Here is a 21,051-nt window from a genome sequence, read left to right on the forward strand (position 1 = left end):
CTCCTGAAGAAATTCAGGATTTTTTTTTATGTAAAAAAAGCCCAACATAGTTTTTAAACTAATATTGGGCCACAACTAACCAACCGTTGTAAAATTATTTGTTATTTATTCTTAAAGGGATGATATAAATTTCTTCTTTTTCAATTCCTTTTACTGTTACTTTTTTGTAGTTTAATTTACTTTTTATAATATATTTTAGTTCATCAATTTTAGAATCAATAGAAATAATTACTATCTCATTCTCATTATTTATCATAAATGAAATCTCTGCAGTAGCGGATGTTTTTAACTCTAAAGTAATTTCACTCCCCAACATAGAAACAATTTCTGTTCTAAGTTTTTGAGCAATTTTTGAGGGCTCTTTTTCGGATGCAGTGGTTGAAAATGTTGTTACTAAACTAATAGCTAAAATTGTGACAATCGTTTTTAAGTTTCTCATAATAAGTATTTTATTTAAATGTATATATGAGAAAGACGCCTAAGTTTAAAAAAGGTTTCAGATAAAAGGCATTTTAATACAATCTTAACAGTATTTAACTAAAATTAAGAAATTTTATTAAAGTGATAAAAATAGTAAGTTATTTTTTAGCTTTTTCAACCAACTCCAATTTATTAACAGACGTTTTTGTAGTAAAGAAACCGTAATTAATGGTTACGCTTTTCTTGTCTATTTTATCAATTGTACCAACCGAATTAGAGTCTATAATCCTAACTTTATCATTTATTTGATAGTTGTATTCAGATTTCTCCTTGGCAATTTTAGCAGCTTCCTCTTTTTTCTCTTGCCTAACTTCAACAACTTTATCTAAAACTTCTTTTTCTACTTTTTGGATTACTTGTTGCAGTTGTTTCTCTACAATTTTAGCTTGTTGTTTTTGAGATTTTGTAGTAGGTATTTCTGGCGTTTTCTTTAAATGTTTTACTTTTTCATCACTTACCCACTTATTGAAATTGGTAGTTAATTCCTTCTTATTATTAGTTTGAAAGTATTTATTTAATAACTCATTTGTCTTTCTACCTAAAGAAAGCATTTTTTGATTTTTATCATATAATTCTTGAAAACCAGATAATTTATCTTGAATACGTTCTTCTTTTTCTTGCAAATTGTTTAGGTGTTCTTGGCCTTTTCTTTTTTGACTTTCTAAGCTTTCAGAATTTTTTTGAAGTCTATTTCGCTCTTTTTGTAGGTTCGAAATTGTTTTGTCTAAACGTATTTTTTCAGTTTCTACTCGTTTTTTTGCTTTGTTGATGATACTAAAGGGAATTCCGTTTTTCTGCGCCACTTCAAAAGTAAAGGAACTACCCGCTTGCCCAACAAACAATCGGTACAGCGGTTCTAAAGAACGCTCATCAAATTGCATATTAGCATTGGTTACATTTTCTAATTCGTTTGCTAAAACTTTTAAGTTTGAGTAGTGAGTCGTTATAATTCCGAATGCTTTTTTCTCATAAAACTCTTCCAAGAAAATTTCTGCTAAAGCACCTCCTAAATCAGGATCAGAACCTGTTCCAAATTCATCAATTAAAAACAAGGTGTTTTCATTACATATGCGTAAAAAATTACGCATATTTTTTAAACGATAACTATATGTACTTAATTGATTTTCAATAGATTGATTATCGCCAATATCCGTTAAAATAGCATCAAAAATATAGGTTTCGCTTCGTTCATCTACAGGAATTAAAAGTCCACTTTGAAACATAATTTGCAGTAAACCGATCGTTTTTAAGGTAATACTTTTTCCACCAGCATTAGGACCAGAAATAACAATAATTTGCTGTTTTTCATTAAGTTCAATAGTTTGTGCAACGGTGTGTAAATTTTGATTTTTATTTTTTTTCCATAAAATGGGATGATACGCATTTTTGAAAAATATCTTTTTTTCTTTAGATATTTTTGGTAAAATAGCATTCATCTCTTGTGCATATTTTCCTTTTGCTCCAATGGCATCTGTATGAATTAAAAAGTCTATATACTCTTTTAATAAGAATACAAAAGGACGTATCGTGTTTGATAAAGCACGCAAGATCTTTACAATTTCCTGCTTTTCTTCATATATTAAATTCTGATATTCTCTACTGTATGAAAGTGTAGCTTGCGGAGCAATATAAACGATATTTCCAGACTTAGAAGCACCTAATAAACTACCAGCAACTTTTCTTCTATGCATCGCAGAAACGGCTAAAACTCTTTGATTATCAACAACCGTTTCTTTTATATCATCTAAATATCCTGCAGAAATTGATTTAGATAAGGCACTTGTAAAACTTGCACCAATTTTTCCGCGAACATTATTGATATCTTTTCGAACCTGTTTTAATACGGATGATGCATTGTTTTTTACTTCACCAGAAATATCAATTATTTTCTTGATTTCGTCATCAATATAAGTGGTAAACTCAATTTGACTAGAAAGTTTATAAAAAGTTGGAAATTGAATTTGAAACTTTTTAAAAAACTTAATTAGTTCGTTTACCGTGATTGAGGTTGTTGCTATCTTTAAAAAAGCTTCGGTTTCTATAAAACTATTTTCTATAGCCAACCGTTTTACACTTTCTATAATATTATCAAAATTATGATTCGGAATTCTATTTTCGCTTGTAAAAGAAGTTAAATATTCATCAACTAAAAAGAGTTCCTTAATTAACTCCTTTTTATTATGAATTGGTTTGATCTCTAAAACTTTTTCTTTGCCCAGACCCGTTAAACAAAATTGTGAAACGTGTTGTAAAACCGTTGAAAATTCTAAATCTTGTAATGTTTTGTCTGATATGTTTTTACTCAAAATAGTATCTTTGATTTAAATGCAAAAATAATAAACTATGAACCTAAAAATAGCTGATTGTTGGAAAAATATTTTAAAAAATGAGTTTAAAAAGGCTTATTTCAAAGAACTCACAAGTTTTGTGAAATTAGAATACGAGAAGCATAAGTGTTATCCAAAAGAAGAAGACATATTCGCTGCTTTTGATTTTTGTTCTTTTGATGATTTAAAGGTTGTTATTATTGGTCAAGATCCCTATCACGACGAGAACCAAGCAAATGGTTTGTGTTTTTCTGTGAAGGATGAAATAAAATATCCACCTTCTTTAAAAAATATTTTTAAAGAAATTTCTACAGATTTAAATCAAGAAATTCCGCAAACTGGAAATCTAGAAAAATGGGCAAAACAAGGAGTTTTATTGCTAAATGCAACATTAACGGTAAGAGCACACGAAGCTGGAAGCCATCAGAAAAAAGGATGGGAAACATTTACAGATGCGATAATTAATGAAATTTCTGATCAAAAAGAAAATGTTGTTTTCTTACTTTGGGGAAAATTTGCAGAAAGTAAAATAAAATTAATCAATACAAACAAGCATAAAGTTTTTCTAGCTATGCATCCATCGCCTTTAGGAGCTTGGAGAGGTTGGTTTGGAAGTAAACATTTTTCAAAAACGAATACATTCTTAAAAGAAATAGGAGCGAAGCCGATTGAATGGTAATGACCAAAATAAAAAATCTGCTAAAAAGAGGGTTCATTGAATTTGACACTAAGAAACAATTAAATTTATAATAAATCTATTTGCAGTAATGTTGTTTCATTTGTTGCATTGTCTGCTAAACCACAAGAAGAACTTGTGCTTCTACACGATGAAAAACAACTAATTCCTAAAATACAAACTACAATAAATAGTGCTTTTTTCATTGATTCTTTTTTTACGATTTAAATGTACATGTTTTTTATGAAACTACCTGAGTTTTTCTTCTCTTCAATAACGTTGAACTTTACCATTTTATTTTGAATGCGGGTAATTAAATTTTTGGTAATTGGTTTTCCATGATTCCATTCAGTGATTTTTAGCCATTTTTGAATGTCATCTATCTGTTGTTTATATCTTTTGGCCAAGATTTTATCAATGTTATCAATATTTTTAAAGCCTTTAGATTCGCTATTTATAATGTCTAAAACTTTTTTAACTTCCTCAAAATTATTTTCTAAAACCTCGTTTCTAACGGCAACCACAAAACATGGCCAAGGTGTAAGGCAGTCTTCAATTCTTCTAAAAGTACCATTATCAACTAAAGGTTTTGTCGTAAAATGTTCCCACATAAAATAATCAGCCTCACCATTTGAGAGCGCATCTATTGCGCCCTGTAAATCACCAACAACTTTAAATTTTAATTTTTTAACATCCCAATTTTGGTTATTTGCATTTACAATTGCCATTAAATGAGATCCTGAACCAAATCGACTAATGGCAATTGTGGTGTTTTCTAAGTTTTTTATATTTTTAAAGGTAGAATTTGTAGAGACATGAATTCCCCAAATTAAAGGAGAGTTTACATACGTTTGAATGATTTTAGAAGGATTTCCTTCTGCAATATCTTTAATAATTCCTTCTGTTAAAACAATAGCAATATCAACTTCACCCTTTCTTAAAGCCTTGCACATTTGCCCAGTTCCACCAGGAAAATCTTGCCAACGTAAATTAATATCGTGCTTATTGTACTCTTTATTTTTTAGAGTGATGTACCAGGGGTAATTAAAATGTTCTGGAACACCACCAACTTTTAGGGTGGTCATTTTTTACTCAACTAATTTTTCAAGTGTATATTTGATTAAATCGGATACAATTTTACCCGGATTTTCACTAAAAGAACCATCCGCTCTGTTTGCAATGATGGCATTCATAGAAATGGCATTGTGTCCTAATAATTTAGACAAACCATAAATGGCAGATGTTTCCATCTCTAAATTAGTTATCCTATTTCCGTTAAAATGAAAGCTATCAATTTTATGATTTAAATCGTCATCTTGCAAAGCTAATCTTAAAACTCTTCCTTGAGGACCATAAAATCCGCCAGCAGTTGCCGTAATTCCTTGATGTATTTTTTCGGATGCTAGTTTTACAGCTAACTCTTTAGAGTTTGAAATAACCAAAGGATGTGATTTTTTACTGCTCCAATTTGTATGCTTTATAAATGCATTTTCAATTTCTGGATGCGAAATTTTATCCACTTGATAGGAGTGAAGCAACCCATTTAAATCCAAAGCATGAGAACTTAAGACAATCGAATCGATAGGAATATCTTTTTGCAAAGAACCCGAAGTACCAATTCTAACAATATTTAGTTTTGTAAGTTTCTCCTTTGGCTTTCTAGTTTCTAAATCAATATTCACTAATGCATCTAATTCATTTAAAACAATATCGATGTTATCAGGACCAATTCCTGTAGAAATTACAGAAAATCGTTTGTTTTTTAAAGTACCAGTGGTGGTTTTAAATTCACGTTTTTGAGTGGTGAATTCAATAGAATCAAAATACTTAGAAATTTTATCAACTCGATCTTGATCACCAACAAAAATAATATTTGTAGCAATATTTTCTGGTTTTAAATTTAGATGATAAATACTTCCATCAGGATTTAAGATTAATTCAGATTGTTTAATGCTCATTTAAGATGTAATTTGTAGTAGTTTTTTAGTTTCATTTTGATATAAAAAACTGTATTTTTTTGAGCCTCCAAGATAGGAAATATCATTTCTTATTTGACCATAAAAATTTAATTGATTTTCTAAAACTTGTTTTCCTTTATCAGAAGTCTTTACAGGATCAAAAGAAGAAAATAATTTACTAATGGTATTGATATTATATTCGTACTGCAAATCTCCAAAACCATACACTTTTTCATCATTTATAAGTTGTTGAACCAATTCTTTTTTGGATTTAAAATTATGATTTTGAGCGGTTTCTAAAATCGTGTTTTCAATTTTATTTAATCCATTTTCAATGGATGGAAAACGTTGTAAATGTGCTTCTATCGCAGTTGCCAAGTATTGAAATGGCGACATTGGATTGAACTTATACACACTTTCTAAACGCAAAGGAGAATCTGAACAATACAATTGCCAAATATAATCTGCGTACTCAATATCATCTTGTTTTAGTGTAACTCTGTTTGTAAAATGTTTATGAACTTCCTCTTCCTTTAATTGAGATAGCCCAAGCATTTTAGTTGAACCTTTTATTTTGCCACTACAAACCAAGGTAATTTGATACCCATGTCTATAACGTTTTAACCAACTAATTACAGCAAGCATGTTAATTTGACAATATAAATCGTTTTCAAACCACAAAACAATTTCATCTTGGTCTTTATGTTTGCAAAGGTTTCTATACTCTTTTAATGTATAATCGATAAATTTTTTTTACTGATATTATAGGACGATTTTAAAAATTCAAACCTATTTTTCCAGAAAGTTTCGCTCCCAATATCTGAAGTAGTTTTCCCTTCAGAAAGCATTTCTCTCCAAGTAATAAAGCTTCCGGAATAATTTAATTTTTTGAGATAATTTGTAGTAATATCCCCATTGGTAATATGTAATATTGATGCCCCCATAATTTTTACAAAACGTTTATAAAATTGTTTTATTATATTCAATTAGAATTAACTAGCCGCCAACTCTTTTTACATTAAAACCTTTTTCTTTTAGCATTGTCATTATTTTATCTCTATAATCACCTTGAATTATAATTTTATCTTCTTTAAAGCTACCCCCAACGGAAAGCTTCGTTTTTATTTCTTTTGCCAGCATTTTAAAATCTTCTGTCGCTCCAGTGTAGCCCTCTAAAACAGTAATTGGTTTTCCTTTACGCTTTTCGTACTTACAAATTATAGGCTCTTCTTGCAACCAAATAGTTGATTTTTCAACAGCAGGCTCAATAGACTCCTTATGTTCTGGAAATAAGTTTTTTAGTTGATCTTTGAAATTCATTTTTTTAGTTTACAGTTTTCAGAAGCAGATACCAGTCAGCTTATTACTGCAAACTACCACTGCAAACTGACTACTTATTTTTTCAATCCTAATTCACGTAAACGTTCATCTAAAAACTCACCAGATGTAATATCATCAAATTGTTTTGGATTATTTTCATCGATACAATTTTCTAAAACATCTAGTTTCATATCAGAAATTGGATGCATAAAAAACGGAATTGAATATCTAGATGTTCCCCACATTTCTTTTGGTGGATTTGTAACTCTATGAATCGTAGATTTTAGTTTGTTATTGCTATGTCTAGAAAGCATATCCCCCACATTTATCATTAATTCATCGGGTTCTGCAACTGCATCAATCCAATCTCCTTTATGATTTTGAACTTGCAATCCTTTTCCTTGCGCACCCATTAACAAAGTAATTAAATTAATATCTCCATGAGCAGCTGCTCTTTCCGCACCTTTCGGTTCTGTTTTTATTGGTGGATAATGAATAGGTCGTAGAATACTATTTCCGTTTTTAATGTAATTATCAAAATACGGTTCTTCTAAACCTAAATGTAAAGCCAATGAACGCAGTACATATTTAGCTGTTTTCTCTAACATTTTGTAGGTTTCTTTACCAACTTCGTTAAATTTTGGTAGTTCTTCTACGGAAACATTTACAGGATATTCTTGCGCATATTTAGAATCTTTGTCAACATATTGACCAAAATGCCAAAACTCTTTTAAATCGCCTTCTTTTTTTCCTTTTGCAGATTCTTTTCCAAAAGAAACATATCCTCTTTGCCCCCAATCCCAGGGATTTCATATTTTTCTTTTATTTCTGTGGGTAAATCAAAAAAGTTTTTAATCTCTGAGTATAGACTCTCTACTAATTCAGTATCTAAAAAATGGCCTCTTAAAGCCACAAAACCTATATTTTCGTATGCATGACCAATTTCATCTATAAACTTTTGTTTCCTTGTTTGATCTCCAGATAAAAAGTCAGCTAAATTTACACTAGGTATTTTATTCATAATATATAGTTTAAAAAGAGGGATAAATTTACTAAAAAATAAGCAACAAAAGGCTGATTTCTATTTTTTCTTAAAAGGAATTAAGTAACTAACGGTATAGTTAAACCCAAAACCTGTGCTACTCTCAAAGATTCTATTAAAACCAGGAGCATATAAAGTCTTAAAATTTTCCGGTTCTTTGGTACTCATTAATACTTTGTAAGAAACACTTGCACCTAAAAATAAATTTTTAAAAGTTTCTACCTTTAATCCGAATAAAAACTCAGACCAATGCGCATTTAAACTCGATGCAGCGACCGGAGTATTTATAGAATTTGCAGGAAAATAAGTGCTATTTACATTGGGTGTATAACTATTTAAAGTCTGATCAAAAAGACTAAAACCATAGCGATAACCTACAAAAATTTCGTTATTCATATCTAACCAATTTTCATAAGCATTGTAGTTAAAACCAAGTCTTGCGTAACTTCCTTTTGCTGTTGAGTTTGTATAATCTTCTTGATTAGTTTGTTCCTCATATCCTAGTTCTGCAGCAACATAAAATCGTTTAGAAATTCTGTAATCTCCAACAATTTCAAAGCCACTGAAAGAATTGCTAATGGCAGCTAATACTGGTTTGCTAATATCTGCTCCTAAACGAATTCCGTAAGATGATTTATAAATAATCGTGTCTTTCGTTGTTTCTTTAATTGGAGTTTCGTTCACTTGAGAAAATGCTTCAACACAAACAAAAAAGAAGAAAATGCTAGTGAAATATTTGTACATGTGCTGAATTTTGATTGTCTATGGATGTTAATGTTTCTGGCGTAAATTCTGAAATCCAAGTATTGCTAGATTCAAAAGTTACTTCATTAAAGAGTACTCTAAATCCGCAAGAGCGAGAAACATATTCTTCTTTTGGGATATATTTTATAGTAAACTGATTTACAACGTTTCCCGTAGAAAAATTATAAATAGTTTCATTCGCCAAACTATTTAACGGAATGTATAGAGAGTCTATGCTTACATTATTAAAAATAGTGTCCTTGCCTTCTGCCCAAACATAAAAAGAGCTCACACTTTTTAAAGTTTCTCTATTATTTGTGTCATAAAAACGTAAAACCAAATTGGGGGTAATAGGGTTTTTAACACAAAAATCATCTTTTTCGCAAGCAGTAAGTATGATAACAAATAGCGTAAAAAGTAATGCTGTTTTTTTCAATTTCTTAGATTTAGTAATGAAATTATTAAAGTCTCTCAATTAATTTATTCAACTTCTACAATTTTATTAATAGCTTCTGCCAATGCAAAATCTAATTCTGTAACACCTTGAGCATCATGTGTTTTTAGCGTAATATCTAATGTATTATACACATTTGTCCATTCTGGATGATGATTTAACGCCTCACATTCAAAAGCAATTCTGTTCATCGCAGACATACAATCTTTAAAGTTGCCAAATTCTAAATCTGTGTGCAAAGCATCATCATAATATTCCCAATCTTGTAAAGACTCTAATCTTAATTCTATTTCGAATTCTGTAAGTTTTTTCATCATCAAATTTTTAACAAATTAATATTTAACTATTAAATAAGTTTTTAAATATATTACAAATATAATTAAATGATTACAAAATTATTTCCTGTTTCTTGTTTATTATAATTAGAAAATTATTCTAAAACCTTTAGGAATTAAAAAATAAATATGCTTATAATTAAACTATTATCATAATATTAGGTCTAATCTTTTAAATATCTAACTAAACGTTAGTTGGCTTAAATATATTTCAACAAATAATAATAAATTTAAATGAGAATTTTAAAAACAATTCTATTACTATTTTTCTTTAAAGCCACATGTTTTAGTCAACAACAATCACCAAATATATTGTTAATAATGGCAGATGATTTGGGGATTGATTCAACTCCTGGTTTTGGAATAAATAGCGATTTACCTATTACGCCAACATTAGATTCCTTTAGAAAAAAAGGACTTTCTTTTACTAACTGTTGGTCAGCTCCTCAATGTTCGCCAACGCGTGCTGCAATAATTAGTGGTAAATACGGTATTAAAACAGGAGTTATGAGACCTCCTTTAATCCTAGATACTAGCCACACGTCATTATTTACTAAAATAAAAGAGCAAAGTATAACAGATTATAGCATGGGTCTTATTGGTAAATGGCATATTGGAGGCAATGATGCTAATAATTATAGTCATCCAAAAGATTCTGGTGTACCTTACTATGAAGGTGTTTTTACTAGCCAAGTAGATAATTATTATGATTGGACAAAAGTAAATTCTGATGGAAATGAAGAACAAATAACTGAATACGCAACAACTCATTTAACAAACAGCGCAATATCGTGGATAGACAATCAAACAAAACCTTGGTTTTTATGGTTAGCTCATGTAGCACCTCATGCTCCTTTTCAAATTCCACCAAGTGGAACGTACACAACATCACCAACGAATACTAGAAATACCTATTTAGCTATGATAGAGAATTTAGATTATGAAATAGATAGACTCTTAAAAAGTATGGATACTGAAACATTAGAAAATACAGTAATTATTTTTATAGGAGACAATGGTACACCAGGAATGGCAAATAATTATTGGCCAACTGGACATGTAAAAGCATCTATGTATGAAGGTGGAATTCGTGTGCCATTAATAATTACAGGTAAATCTGTTCAAAGAGTAAATGCAGTAGAAGCAAGTCTAGTTCAAGCAACAGATTTACATGCTACAATTTTAGAATTGGCCGGAGTGCAATTATTGGGAGGAACAGAAAATAGTTTAAGTCTAAAACCGGCATTATCATTTGAAAACCAAATATCAAAAAAATAAATTATACAGATTACGAAAACGATGATGTAGAATTTTGGGCTACTAGAAACGATACTTATAAGTTAATAGAAAATGAAAATGGAAATCAGGAGTTTTATAATATTATAGCAGACATAAAAGAAGAAGCTAATTTAATTGGAAACTTAACTGAAGAACAAGAAACTATAAAAAACATGTTACAGGAAGAGGCTCAAATAATTAGAAATGATTGGTCTTGCAGTGATGGAATAAAAAATGGTAATGAAGCTATTATTGATGATTGTAATAATAATTGTAACGATGTTGATGTTTTAAGTTATGCTAATTCTGCATGTTGTGAAACTGCTTCACATCCAAGTGTTTACTACGAATTTGTAGAAGGAAATGAAAGAGTTGTGTACTCTAATAATTATCCAAATCATAACTTTTGTTTTGTAGAAGATAGAACTGTAGAACCCTATTATAAAGTCTATAAATTTGATTTAAAGCCACAATTATCAGAACAAACTACATCTTTAACAAGAACCAATGGAAGACCTTTGAACTTGTTTGGAATTTCTTTAAATGGTGTATATATGATGCCAGCACCTGCTACTCCTTTTATTTTTGAAGATAAAAATACTGGAGAGTATAATTGGGATTGGGTTTTTGAACCAACAACTAATATTGGTGAAGGAATGGGTTTTGTGAATTTAGATTGTGCATCTGCTCATGTAAACCCAAACTCAGGCTATCATTATCATGGAAATATGTTTGCATATGTAGAAGAATTGCAATCAGGTATTTCTACACTTAACTCGCCACCTACAGAAATTTTACAAGTAGGTTGGGCATCAGACGGTTTCCCAATTTTGTATCGTTTTGGGCCTGATAAAGAAGGCAATATAAAAGAAATGTTTCCAAGTTTTCAATTAAAAAGTGGTTTAAGACCTGGAGATGGAATTAGCGCTCCTTGTGGCCCTTATTCTGGAAAATATATAGCCGATTTTGGCTATCTAGCAGGTAAAGGAGATTTGGACGAATGCAATGGTATTGAAGCTTCTGTAACTTTAAATACGGCTCAAGGAGAAGAAACTTTTGAATATTATTATGTTGTTACTCAAGATTTCCCTCAAATATCTAGATGCATGAAAGGTACTTTTAATGATAGTTTTATAGGCAGTGCACAAGCTTTAAATGAACTAGATGCAGATGGAGATGGTTTTGTAAGCAGTTATGATTGTGATGATTCCAATCCAAATATTAATCCTTTGGCTACAGATAACCCTTTAACCAGTTTTGATGAAAGTTGTGGAGCGACATTAAGTACACAAGATTTAGAATTGAAAGATTTGGGTTATTATATAAATTCAAACCCTAATGATGGTAATTTTTCTGTAATATCTACTAGTTTAGAAAAATATCAAGTTCAATTATTTTCGATAATAGGACAACTCGTTCTTGAAAAAACAGGTACTGGAGTTTTGGAAATAAATAACATAACTGATGCAGGGGTATATGTATTGAGTATTACAAGAGAAGGAAAATTATTGGGAACAATTAAAATTATTGTAAAATGAGGATTTTAATATTTACATGTTTTGCATTACTAAATATATGTAACACAAATAATTTCCATGAATCTATTTCAGCTACTTTTAATGTTATAAAAAGAGGGCATGTATTGATGCTTGAAATTGATTTTGATGAAGAAAACTTTATTAAGTTTGGGGAGTCTAAAAGCTTACATGTTTCTAAAGAAGATTTTAGTAATTATTTACATAAAACAACTAGTTGGGAGTTTGATGGTAAAAAATTAATACCTCAAGTTTTAGAAATAAAATCTGTTAAACATCATACAAAAGTGATATGTTATTTATCTAAATATAGAGAAAATATAAAATCATTTACAATTAAAAATGAATTTTTATTGAATGTTAAATCTCATTCTAATATTGTTAAGTTAGACATTAACAATACTTTTAAAGATTATAGATTGCATAAAGAAAGAAGAGAAATAAAGGTTGATTATAATTAAGCTTTATTTCTCCTCTTATCTTTCCTTTTATTTTTCAAACAAAACAACAGTCTCAATATGAGAAGTATGAGGAAATTGATCTACCAAACTTATTTTTTTAAGTTGATAACCAGCTTCTGCTAACAACTCTGTATCTCTTGCTTGCGTTGCAGGATTGCACGAAACATACACCATTCTGTCTGCATTTAAATTGATGATTTTTTGCAATGTTTTTGGCGCAATTCCTGCTCTGGCAGGATCTAAAATAATGGTTTTTATCTTGTTTTCAAATTCAGGATGCGCAGTTAAGAATTTACCAACATCCGCAGCATAAAACTCTAAACCTTCAATATTGTTTCTTTTGGCATTTTTTTGTGCATCTTTAATTGCTGACGCAACAATATCTACCCCAACTATTTTTGCGTTTTCACTCCTAGAAGCAACTATTTGACCAATAGTTCCTGTTCCGCAAAATAAATCCATTACAACCGTATTGTCTACTTTTGTTTTATCCTCTAAAACATATTCAACTACTTTAGCATACAGTTTTTCTGCACATTTAGGATTTGTTTGAAAAAAGCTTTTCATGCTGATTTCAAAATTTAATCCTAGCAATTCTTCTACAATTTTATCTTTTCCGTAAATTAAATCAATGCTTCCACTAGTTGCAATTGTTCTATCGCCAGTTTCGTCGTTAATAGTGTGCAACAATCCAGCAACTCTTTCTCCAAATAATTCAATCAAAAAGTTTGCAAATTTTTGTAAATCAAAATTTGGTAATTCAGGCGATGTGGTCACTAAATTGAATAATAATTCATTCGTTTTAAAAGATTTTCTAACCACAAAATACCTAAAAAAACCTGTTTTTTGTGGTCCGTGCCAAGGTTCTAATCCTGTTTCAATGCAGTATTTTCTAATTTTTATAAGATTGTCTTCCATTTGTTTATCAAACAAACCAGAGTCTTTTTCTAAATTATCTCCCATCCACCAAACGCCACGTCTTTTAAAACCTAGCGTAAATTCGTCTTTATCGGTTTTATTAATTCTGTCATAACCAATAGCAGAAAAACCATATTCCATTTTATTTCGATAATGAAATACGTTTGGAGAAGCGATTAATTCGTCAAATAAATCTTCGATATTTTCAACTTTCCCTATTCTTTTAAATAAAGATAAAGTGCTTTCTTTTTTATACTGATGTTGTAATTCTATCGGTAATTGAATGTAAGGTGCGCCAGGAATGTCTTGAAACGGAACTTCTACTTCATTTTCTGACGCTTCTAAAACATCAATTAGTTTGGCTTCTGCATATTTCTTGCTAGATTTTTGAATCTGAGCTTTCACCAATTGTCCTGGTAAGGTATTCGGAACAAAAACAACAAAACTACCGTCTTCAGATTTTATTCTGGCAATTCCCTTGCCACCAAAAGCGTAATCTTCAATTCTTAAATCTAAAATTTGATTTTTCTTTACAAAATTATTTCGTTCTCTACGTGGCATTCTTTATTGTTTAATGGATTGCAAAATTAGGAAAAGAAAAGGAGAGGTTTATTGTTTTTAGGAAATTTAAAAGATCTCAATGATTTTAAAATCATTGAGATCTTTTAAATGCAAAATAATACCTTCTATAAAAAAATAAGTTGACCTTTATCGCTTTTATTCGCCTTTGAACTATAATTAATTATCAATAAAAAATAAACTCTTAATTTTTTAGATGAGTATTATTTAATACTCATTATATAATTTGAAATTGCTTTTAAATCTTCTGCTTTCATACGTTTTGTAATACCTAAACTTGCATTCATAATTGCTATTTGACCAGCATCTTTGTCAACAATTGGCTTACTTTTCCCTTGAAAAAAAGTTATTAAATTCCCTTTTTCAGCTTTGTATTTCGCAGCAATATCTTTTACAGTGGGCCCAACAATTTTTATTTGTTCTTGATGACAAGCGGTACATGCATTTTTCTTAAAAAGTTTTTTCCCTTTTTCAATTGAAGGAGTTTGTGAAACTTTAGTTAAAGTGTCTTTTTTTTCTGCAAAACTGAATATTAAAAAAGAAACAGAAGTAATAAAAGCAAAACAAAATATGATTTTTCTCATAATTATTGTTAATTTAAGGAAGATTAACAAAATTAAAGAATATTTTTTTTTAATCATGATAATATGAGATTATTATTTAGTAATTTGCAGATATCCGGGGATGATTTCTTTCCCACGCTGAATTTTCAGTTTTTACTGAAAGGATAAAGGTAGAACAGGAATGGTTATTTTACTCGCTTAGCGAGTTTAATTATTAATTTTTTGAAGGCATAAGTTGTGTTTTTAAATATTGTTTTTAGGTAAAGCTAAAAACATTAAACTTTAAATTATATAAAATGGCTGTTTTAGACAAACTTACTTCGCAAGAAGCAATCGAATTAGAGAACAAATATGGTGCGCACAACTATCATCCACTTCCTGTGGTTTTGAGTAGAGGAGAAGGCGTGCATGTTTGGGATGTTGAAGGAAAGAAATATTATGATTTTTTATCAGCATATTCTGCTGTAAATCAAGGGCATTGTCATCCTAAAATTGTGGATGCAATGACGCATCAAGCAAAAACGTTGTCGTTAACTTCAAGAGCATTTCATAATGATATGCTTGGAAAATACGAGAAATTTGCTGCGGAATACTTTGGTTTTGATAAAATTTTACCAATGAATACTGGAGCTGAGGCTGTGGAAACTGCTTTGAAATTATGCAGAAAATGGGGATATGAGGTAAAAGGAATTCCAGAAAATAAAGCAGAAATTATTGTTTGTGAAAATAATTTTCATGGACGAACAACTACTATTATTTCGTTTTCGAATGATCCAATTGCCAAGAAAAATTTTGGTCCGTATACAAAAGGATTTATAAAAATTGAATATGATAATTTACAAGCTTTGCAGGAAGCTTTGGAGAATAGCAATAATATTGCGGGTTTTTTAGTAGAACCAATTCAAGGTGAAGCAGGTGTTTATGTTCCTTCTGAAAATTATTTAGCGGAAGCGAAAAAAATGTGCCAAGAATACAATGTATTATTTATTGCTGATGAAGTGCAAACAGGGATTGCAAGAACAGGGCGTTTATTAGCAACTTGCGGGAATTGTGCTTGTGAGGATAAAAATTGTTCAGGAACACCAGAAGTAAAACCAGATATTTTAATTCTTGGAAAAGCTTTAAGTGGTGGCGCTTATCCAGTTTCTGCTGTACTGGCAAATGATGCTGTTATGAATGTTATTAAACCGGGAAATCATGGTTCTACATTTGGCGGAAACCCAATTGCCGCCGCTGTTGCAATGGCTGCTTTAGAGGTTGTTAGAGAAGAAAATTTAGCTGAAAACGCATACCAATTAGGAATCATTTTTAGAAAGGAATTAGCTGCTTTTGCAGAAACGAATACCTTGGTGAAATCCGTTAGAGGTAAAGGTTTGTTAAATGCAATTTTAATAAATGATACTGAAGATAGTTCTACCGCTTGGGATATCTGCATGAAACTAAGAGACAATGGTTTGTTAGCAAAACCAACACATGGAAATATTATTCGTTTTGCGCCACCTTTGGTGATGACAGAAGCGCAATTAAGAGAGTGTGTTGCCATTATTAAGAAAACGATTACTGAATTTAAGAAATAAAATTTAGTGGTATCTAAATTATTTTAGCCAGAAACTTGTACTTTACAAGCTCCTGGCTATTTTTTTGTTTATTTTTGAAAAATATATTAATAAAATTGACTATGATAGGAAATCCGATTACACAATTAGAGCAATTAACCTTAAACTCTAAGGCAAAATCCTTTTTAAAAGAAACCGCAAAATGGGCGTTTTTTTTATCAATTATTGGTTTTGTAGGAATAGGCTTTTTAGTAATTCTAGCTATTTTTTCTAGCGTCATTTTTAGTGCAATTCCGCAAGCAAAACTCGTTCCTTTTGATCTAGGTATGGCAATGACAATTTTGTACTTATTATTGGCGGTACTCTACTTTTTTCCGGTGTATTATTTAATGCAATTTTCTACCAAAATGAAGAAAGCATTGGCTACAAAGAATGATGAAACTTTAGCAGATTCATTTCAAGTTTTAAAATCTCATTATAAATTTATTGGTGTTTTTACAATTATAACCATGTCTTTGTATGTGATGCTAATTGTCGTTTCTATGATAAGTGGTGCTTTTTTGTAATAAATAAGCGTCATAATAAAAACTGTTAAGAAAGGTTAAAGAAATACCATATTGAGCTTGTCGAAATCTTTTAAATACAGATAAATACTATCGCTTTGGACAAGCTCAATCTAATAATTAGAGTTATAATGACTTTTTAAGTAGCTCATTTTTTTTATCCAACTTATTTATTATCCTTTTTCTTTTTAAACAAACCTTTTATCGCATCTTTTACCTTGTCTTCTTTCGTTGTTTTTGTTGAATCTTTTTTATCACCAGTGATTAAATTGATTAACTTGTCTTTGGAGTTTGTAGAATCTTTTTTAGTATCGCCGCCAATTAAATTAATCAGTTTGTCCTTACCAGTATTGATTAAACGTTGCTTTTGTTGTTCTACTACGTTTTTAATAAAGCTAGAAGTAGCATCTTTTATATTTGTTGAAAAACTAGGACTGCTAAAACTTCCATTTAAATTTGCTTTTACAGGAATAGTTGTAATCTTTTCAGCGTCTTTTGGTGATAATTTTGCAATTAAGTCGGTAACCTCAGTTCCTAGATATTTTACAGGAACATCAAATTTAATATCATAATTTATGGTATTATCAAAACCGTGTTTTCCACCAATTAAAATACCTATATCTTGGTATTTTAAAGGAATAGGTTTTACAGTTACAACACCTTTTTCGAAAGCGAAATACCCCGTTATTTTATCTAAATTTATTTTATTAACATCTAAAAACGCTACTTTATCTCCAAGTAAACTTAAAGCTTTAGAGTTGCTAGCATTTATTTTTGTATTTAACAATTGCCCTAATAAATTACCTGTAATCGTTTTTAAATTTGGCGTAAAATCATCATTTAAATTTCCAGCAACATTGATGGTAGAATTTATTTTACCATCAATTGTTTTGGCAATAGGCGCGATGGCTTTTAACATATCTAAAGTTTCAAAAGACGCTGCGATATCTAATTCTTTTAAATTCAAATCCATACTAAAACTAGAAGTATCGCCTTTTGTAGAAACTTTACCCGTAAAACTAATATTTCCGCCAAAAATATCTGTTTTTAAATTTTGAAGTTTTACGGTTTCGTCTTTGATATAAATAGTACCCGAAACGTTTTTTAAGTTGATGTTATCATAAACCACTGTATTCGCGGTAGCATTGAATTTACAATCTAAAAAAGCAGGAATCTTAATAGCATTTACATCCTCTTTTTTATCAGTCGTTTCATCTGCAGCTACAAAATCGGATACTTTAAAAGTGTTTGAATTCAAATTGAAGTTTCCTTTTAACTCTTGATCTTTAAATATAAAACCGTAAAAGTTCTCTAGGTTGCCTGTAATAGAAATATCTGAATCTCCTGTTTTCGCATCAAATTCATTTAATGTAATGGTGTTTGTATTAAAGGTGATGGCTGTTTTTTTGATGTAAAAAGGTTTTACAACATCTTTGCCATCGTACTTAAAATCGGTTACTTTTAATTGACCTGCATTTTTTATGTTTTGATAGTTTCCTTTTTCAACAGAATTCATGTCAAAATTGGTGGCAATATCAGCATTTAAAATTCCTGCTAATTCTTGCTGAATTTGCACAGGATATACTTTACCAATATTTGCTAAATTAATAGCCCCTTTTACCGCAAGGTTTATTTTTGCATTTGTTGTAATAGCTGCAATTGTACCATTTGCAGCAAAAACATCTTTATCTATTGTAAAAGTTAACTGATTTAAATTTACGTAGGTATCTTTTACATCACCTGTTTTATTTATAATTCTTGAATCAATATGAATATTTTGTACAGATTTTGGTAAATTATCATACTTAAACATGGCATTTTTTGATACAAAAGAAATATCAAAAGAAGGAATTCTATCGTCAGATAAAACCCCTTTTATAACGCCGTTTACATCGAAATTACCTGCTGTTTTAATCGCTTTTAAATCACCTGAATATTGCTTTGGTAAAAGCGCTAACAAGTTTTTAAAATCGGAAGTCGGCGTTTTAAAGTTAATATCATAAACCTGAGTTTCATTAACTAATTGAACAAAACCACTAAATTCTAATGGCAATTGATTTATAAAGCCTTTGTTTTCTTTAAAAGTGAATTTGTTATTTTTTAAATCCATTCCTAAAATGGCATTTAAAGAGACGTCTACATTGTTAAAATAATTGGTATTTTCATAATCAAAAGAAAGTTTTGCGGTAGTTTTTGTGTCTAAATTTAAAATTTCTTGGCCGAAATTTCCTTTTCCATAATGATAAATACTATCTAATTTCATTTTCATATTAGAACTTCTATCCAAATACATAAAACGCATGTTTTCGAATTGATAGTCTTGAATATTTAAAGAAAAAAAAGCAGTTTCATCTGCATTTGCAGTTTCTTTTTTTAGAGCAATATCATAATTTCCAAGATCGTCTTTATTAAAGATGATGTTTATTTTTCCGTTTTTAGAAGAAAAACTTTTTAGTTCAATTGCTTCTTCTGGTTTTTTAAAGAGTTCAGTAATTTTCATGCTCATGCTTAACTCCTTAGTGCTAAATAAGGTATCACCAATAAAAGGCGCTTTGTTAGCTAAAATAACATCCTTTACTGTTAAACTCGCTAAAGGAAAATTCTTAAAAAAACTTAAGTTGGTTTCTTTAAAAGTTACGGTTGCATTTATGTTTTTGTTTATGGAAGAAGAAATCATTTCTATAATTTTATCTTTAAATAAAAACGGAATGCTAGTAAATGCAATTAAAATTACGAGGAAAGTTATGCTAAACCATTTAACAATTTTGAATATTAAACTTCTCTGTTTTTTTCTTTTTTATTCATTTTTTTGTTGTGAATGATAAGCAGTACAAAGATATTTATTATCTGATAAACAAGTATTTAATTTTCGTTAAATTGTTGTCTTTAAATGATGAAAAAGCAGCCATTTTAAAAAGTTACTTTGTTTGTATTGCTGATTCGTATTCGTTTTAATATGATTAAATTACACTTATTATTTATTTTCTTTTTCGATTGAAGACATCATAGTTAAAGCAATTTTGTGAATATAAAGTTATCATTTACAGGGAATAAACCTTCTTTATTTTAAGTAAATATATAGTATTAAAACAAAAAAAATGCAATTCTTTACTGAATTGCATTTAAGTTTTATCTTGATTTCTAACGTTTATTGCCCCATTAACTCATTCATTCTTTGTTGCATAACCTCAGGATCTTGTAAGTTTTCCCATCCAATTTTTGAGATTGCCCAAATAATTACAAGTATAAAAAGTAGGTTTAAAATAATACCTATGATTCCTAATATTTTACCAGCACTTGCATTTTTTGAGCTTGTATAATTTTCAGGGTTTTCTTCATATACTTTTAAAGCTTTGTTTCCCAACACAAAAGCGGCAATACCCAAAGGCAAGCCTAAAACACCATAACAGATGCAGGTTACTAAAGAGAAAATTCCTAATACTAAAGAGATGGTTGCATTTGGTAATGTTTGTTTTTCCATTTTAATTTTTTATTTAAGTTGTAAATATAGGTTTCATTTTGATAAAATAGCTGGTAATTATTATCAAAACATTAATAATTGCGAAAATAATAATAATTTTTTTACCGCTTTTAAACTTGAACTTTAAATTTAGTATAAAAAAAATAGCCATTAAAACTAAGGTATAAATTGCGGGGTATATATTAAAAGCAGCTACAAAATCACCTTTTATAACATGTAATAAAGACCTTTGAAAACCACAACCCAAACAATCTAACCCAAAAAGTTTTTTGTTTAAACAAGGCAACATGTAATCTTCTAAATTCAAAATTTTTAAATGCTTTAGTTATGTTAATTTCAAAGTGCTTTGCACGCTGTTAGTTCAAATAATTCCTATTTTTCATCGGAATTTTATTAAGAACTAATTTTATATGTAAAACCTAATAGAAACAAAAGCGTTTCACTTAATTAAACATATCCATTCCTGGTATGTTTGGCATGCCACTTTTTGCAGCAATCGCCATTTCGTTGTCATTAATTTTAGAGGCTTTTTCGATCGCTTTATTTAAAGTCAGGATTAAATAATCTTCCAATTCTTCTTTATCAGTTAGTAGCGATTCATCAATAGAAATGGCTTTTATTTCTCTATTCGCGGTTAACGTCACTTTAATTTTTTTATCCGCAGAACTTTCATCCACTAAAACCGAATTTAAACGTGTTTTTGTTTCTTCAACCTTCTGTTGTGCTTCTTTTAATTTATTCATCATTCCTGATAAGTCTCCAAACATATTTTTTATTTTTA

At 29.6% G+C, this 21,051-nt stretch carries 23 protein-coding genes and 1 pseudogene; 6 read left to right on the plus strand and 18 right to left on the minus strand.

Going from position 1 to position 21,051, the window contains the following annotated elements; all coding sequences use genetic code 11:
- Positions 1–94 precede the first annotated feature (94 nt).
- A complete protein-coding gene (locus BST83_RS05605; RefSeq protein WP_104808937.1) occupies positions 95–439 on the minus strand; it encodes a hypothetical protein in 345 nt (114 codons plus the stop codon).
- A 139-nt stretch (positions 440–578) separates the two neighbouring features.
- Entirely contained in the window at positions 579–2,786 is a 2,208-nt protein-coding gene (locus tag BST83_RS05610) for an endonuclease MutS2 (protein WP_104808938.1), read from the minus strand.
- 37 nt (positions 2,787–2,823) lie between these two features.
- Between BST83_RS05610 and BST83_RS05615 the strand changes: the two genes are divergently transcribed.
- Positions 2,824–3,486 (plus strand): uracil-DNA glycosylase, encoded by a 663-nt coding sequence (locus BST83_RS05615; protein WP_104808939.1) that lies wholly within the window; start codon positions 2,824–2,826, stop codon positions 3,484–3,486.
- Between the two features lie 65 nt (positions 3,487–3,551).
- Here the strand turns inward: BST83_RS05615 and BST83_RS19815 are convergent, their stop codons facing one another.
- The 10 genes and pseudogenes from BST83_RS19815 to BST83_RS05655 form a co-directional block, all read right to left on the minus strand.
- Positions 3,552–3,689: a hypothetical protein gene (locus BST83_RS19815; protein ID WP_170062744.1), complete on the minus strand. Its 138-nt coding sequence runs from the start codon at positions 3,687–3,689 to the stop codon at positions 3,552–3,554.
- A gap of 18 nt (positions 3,690–3,707) precedes the next feature.
- Entirely contained in the window at positions 3,708–4,568 is an 861-nt protein-coding gene (locus BST83_RS05620) for a substrate-binding domain-containing protein (protein WP_104808940.1), read from the minus strand.
- 3 nt (positions 4,569–4,571) lie between these two features.
- Positions 4,572–5,441 carry a nucleoside phosphorylase gene (locus BST83_RS05625; protein WP_104808941.1) on the minus strand — a complete coding sequence of 290 codons (870 nt, stop codon included), beginning with the start codon at positions 5,439–5,441 and terminating at the stop codon, positions 4,572–4,574.
- Entirely contained in the window at positions 5,442–6,086 is a 645-nt protein-coding gene (locus tag BST83_RS05630) for a hypothetical protein (RefSeq protein ID WP_367889144.1), read from the minus strand.
- Between the two features lie 83 nt (positions 6,087–6,169).
- On the minus strand, positions 6,170–6,385 hold the full coding sequence (locus tag BST83_RS21390; protein WP_367889145.1) for a hypothetical protein: 216 nt from the start codon (positions 6,383–6,385) through the stop codon (positions 6,170–6,172).
- Positions 6,386–6,437: 52 nt separating this feature from the next.
- Positions 6,438–6,761 (minus strand): translation initiation factor, encoded by a 324-nt coding sequence (locus BST83_RS05635; protein ID WP_104808942.1) that lies wholly within the window; start codon positions 6,759–6,761, stop codon positions 6,438–6,440.
- A 74-nt stretch (positions 6,762–6,835) separates the two neighbouring features.
- Positions 6,836–7,782: pseudogene (locus BST83_RS05640) on the minus strand (isopenicillin N synthase family dioxygenase).
- 60 nt (positions 7,783–7,842) lie between these two features.
- Entirely contained in the window at positions 7,843–8,547 is a 705-nt protein-coding gene (locus tag BST83_RS05645) for a DUF6048 family protein (RefSeq protein WP_104808943.1), read from the minus strand.
- A complete protein-coding gene (locus tag BST83_RS05650) occupies positions 8,528–8,983 on the minus strand; it encodes a DUF6452 family protein (RefSeq protein WP_104810803.1) in 456 nt (151 codons plus the stop codon). The genes BST83_RS05645 and BST83_RS05650 overlap by 20 nt, the downstream gene beginning before the upstream one ends.
- Before the next feature lie 44 nt (positions 8,984–9,027).
- Positions 9,028–9,315, minus strand: a complete 288-nt coding sequence (locus BST83_RS05655; RefSeq protein WP_104808944.1) for a 4a-hydroxytetrahydrobiopterin dehydratase — start codon at positions 9,313–9,315, stop codon at positions 9,028–9,030.
- A gap of 255 nt (positions 9,316–9,570) precedes the next feature.
- On the opposite strand from BST83_RS05655, the gene BST83_RS05660 reads away from it, so the two are divergent.
- The 3 genes from BST83_RS05660 (at position 9,571) to BST83_RS05670 (ending at position 12,610) form a co-directional block, all read left to right on the plus strand.
- Complete coding sequence (locus BST83_RS05660) at positions 9,571–10,614, plus strand: sulfatase-like hydrolase/transferase (protein ID WP_104808945.1); 1,044 nt, start codon at positions 9,571–9,573, stop codon at positions 10,612–10,614.
- 173 nt (positions 10,615–10,787) lie between these two features.
- Positions 10,788–12,152 (plus strand): YHYH protein, encoded by a 1,365-nt coding sequence (locus tag BST83_RS05665; RefSeq protein ID WP_104808946.1) that lies wholly within the window; start codon positions 10,788–10,790, stop codon positions 12,150–12,152.
- Positions 12,149–12,610, plus strand: a complete 462-nt coding sequence (locus BST83_RS05670; RefSeq protein ID WP_170062745.1) for a hypothetical protein — start codon at positions 12,149–12,151, stop codon at positions 12,608–12,610. The genes BST83_RS05665 and BST83_RS05670 overlap by 4 nt, the downstream gene beginning before the upstream one ends.
- Positions 12,611–12,637: 27 nt before the next feature.
- Here BST83_RS05670 and rlmD read toward each other — a convergent pair whose 3' ends face one another.
- Positions 12,638–14,089: a 23S rRNA (uracil(1939)-C(5))-methyltransferase RlmD gene (gene rlmD / locus BST83_RS05675; RefSeq protein WP_104808948.1), complete on the minus strand. Its 1,452-nt coding sequence runs from the start codon at positions 14,087–14,089 to the stop codon at positions 12,638–12,640.
- A gap of 221 nt (positions 14,090–14,310) precedes the next feature.
- Positions 14,311–14,691 (minus strand): c-type cytochrome, encoded by a 381-nt coding sequence (locus BST83_RS05680; protein ID WP_170062746.1) that lies wholly within the window; start codon positions 14,689–14,691, stop codon positions 14,311–14,313.
- Between the two features lie 275 nt (positions 14,692–14,966).
- Here BST83_RS05680 and rocD point away from each other — a divergent pair, with 275 nt between their 5' ends.
- Together rocD and BST83_RS05690 are read left to right on the plus strand one after the other, a co-directional pair.
- Complete coding sequence (rocD, locus tag BST83_RS05685; protein WP_104808950.1) at positions 14,967–16,247, plus strand: ornithine--oxo-acid transaminase; 1,281 nt, start codon at positions 14,967–14,969, stop codon at positions 16,245–16,247.
- A gap of 101 nt (positions 16,248–16,348) precedes the next feature.
- Entirely contained in the window at positions 16,349–16,792 is a 444-nt protein-coding gene (locus BST83_RS05690; RefSeq protein ID WP_104808951.1) for a DUF5362 family protein, read from the plus strand.
- 163 nt (positions 16,793–16,955) lie between these two features.
- Here the strand turns inward: BST83_RS05690 and BST83_RS05695 are convergent, their stop codons facing one another.
- From BST83_RS05695 to BST83_RS05710, 4 genes are all read right to left on the minus strand, one after another.
- Positions 16,956–19,466 (minus strand): AsmA-like C-terminal region-containing protein, encoded by a 2,511-nt coding sequence (locus BST83_RS05695; RefSeq protein ID WP_205853558.1) that lies wholly within the window; start codon positions 19,464–19,466, stop codon positions 16,956–16,958.
- A 471-nt stretch (positions 19,467–19,937) separates the two neighbouring features.
- Entirely contained in the window at positions 19,938–20,270 is a 333-nt protein-coding gene (locus BST83_RS05700) for a CCC motif membrane protein (protein ID WP_104808953.1), read from the minus strand.
- A 13-nt stretch (positions 20,271–20,283) separates the two neighbouring features.
- Positions 20,284–20,559 carry a DUF2752 domain-containing protein gene (locus tag BST83_RS05705; protein WP_104810804.1) on the minus strand — a complete coding sequence of 92 codons (276 nt, stop codon included), beginning with the start codon at positions 20,557–20,559 and terminating at the stop codon, positions 20,284–20,286.
- Between the two features lie 154 nt (positions 20,560–20,713).
- Positions 20,714–21,037: a YbaB/EbfC family nucleoid-associated protein gene (locus BST83_RS05710; RefSeq protein WP_104808954.1), complete on the minus strand. Its 324-nt coding sequence runs from the start codon at positions 21,035–21,037 to the stop codon at positions 20,714–20,716.
- Positions 21,038–21,051 lie beyond the last annotated feature (14 nt).

Source organism: Polaribacter filamentus, assembly GCF_002943715.1.
Taxonomy (GTDB): domain Bacteria; phylum Bacteroidota; class Bacteroidia; order Flavobacteriales; family Flavobacteriaceae; genus Polaribacter; species Polaribacter filamentus.

Bases quoted from the DNA above. Each gene is read 5' to 3' on its own strand.
- BST83_RS05605 (WP_104808937.1), bottom strand. From the start codon at position 439: ATGAGAAACTTAAAAACGATTGTCACAATTTTAGCTATTAGTTTAGTA.
- BST83_RS05615 (WP_104808939.1), top strand. From the start codon at position 2,824: ATGAACCTAAAAATAGCTGATTGTTGGAAAAATATTTTAAAAAATGAG.
- BST83_RS19815 (WP_170062744.1), bottom strand. From the start codon at position 3,689: ATGAAAAAAGCACTATTTATTGTAGTTTGTATTTTAGGAATTAGTTGT.
- BST83_RS05620 (WP_104808940.1), bottom strand. From the start codon at position 4,568: ATGACCACCCTAAAAGTTGGTGGTGTTCCAGAACATTTTAATTACCCC.
- BST83_RS05625 (WP_104808941.1), bottom strand. From the start codon at position 5,441: ATGAGCATTAAACAATCTGAATTAATCTTAAATCCTGATGGAAGTATT.
- BST83_RS05630 (WP_367889144.1), bottom strand. From the start codon at position 6,086: ATGCTTGCTGTAATTAGTTGGTTAAAACGTTATAGACATGGGTATCAA.
- BST83_RS21390 (WP_367889145.1), bottom strand. From the start codon at position 6,385: ATGGGGGCATCAATATTACATATTACCAATGGGGATATTACTACAAAT.
- BST83_RS05635 (WP_104808942.1), bottom strand. From the start codon at position 6,761: ATGAATTTCAAAGATCAACTAAAAAACTTATTTCCAGAACATAAGGAG.
- BST83_RS05645 (WP_104808943.1), bottom strand. From the start codon at position 8,547: ATGTACAAATATTTCACTAGCATTTTCTTCTTTTTTGTTTGTGTTGAA.
- BST83_RS05655 (WP_104808944.1), bottom strand. From the start codon at position 9,315: ATGAAAAAACTTACAGAATTCGAAATAGAATTAAGATTAGAGTCTTTA.
- BST83_RS05660 (WP_104808945.1), top strand. From the start codon at position 9,571: ATGAGAATTTTAAAAACAATTCTATTACTATTTTTCTTTAAAGCCACA.
- BST83_RS05665 (WP_104808946.1), top strand. From the start codon at position 10,788: ATGTTACAGGAAGAGGCTCAAATAATTAGAAATGATTGGTCTTGCAGT.
- BST83_RS05670 (WP_170062745.1), top strand. From the start codon at position 12,149: ATGAGGATTTTAATATTTACATGTTTTGCATTACTAAATATATGTAAC.
- rlmD (WP_104808948.1), bottom strand. From the start codon at position 14,089: ATGCCACGTAGAGAACGAAATAATTTTGTAAAGAAAAATCAAATTTTA.
- BST83_RS05680 (WP_170062746.1), bottom strand. From the start codon at position 14,691: ATGAGAAAAATCATATTTTGTTTTGCTTTTATTACTTCTGTTTCTTTT.
- rocD (WP_104808950.1), top strand. From the start codon at position 14,967: ATGGCTGTTTTAGACAAACTTACTTCGCAAGAAGCAATCGAATTAGAG.
- BST83_RS05690 (WP_104808951.1), top strand. From the start codon at position 16,349: ATGATAGGAAATCCGATTACACAATTAGAGCAATTAACCTTAAACTCT.
- BST83_RS05695 (WP_205853558.1), bottom strand. From the start codon at position 19,466: ATGATTTCTTCTTCCATAAACAAAAACATAAATGCAACCGTAACTTTT.
- BST83_RS05700 (WP_104808953.1), bottom strand. From the start codon at position 20,270: ATGGAAAAACAAACATTACCAAATGCAACCATCTCTTTAGTATTAGGA.
- BST83_RS05705 (WP_104810804.1), bottom strand. From the start codon at position 20,559: ATGTTGCCTTGTTTAAACAAAAAACTTTTTGGGTTAGATTGTTTGGGT.
- BST83_RS05710 (WP_104808954.1), bottom strand. From the start codon at position 21,037: ATGTTTGGAGACTTATCAGGAATGATGAATAAATTAAAAGAAGCACAA.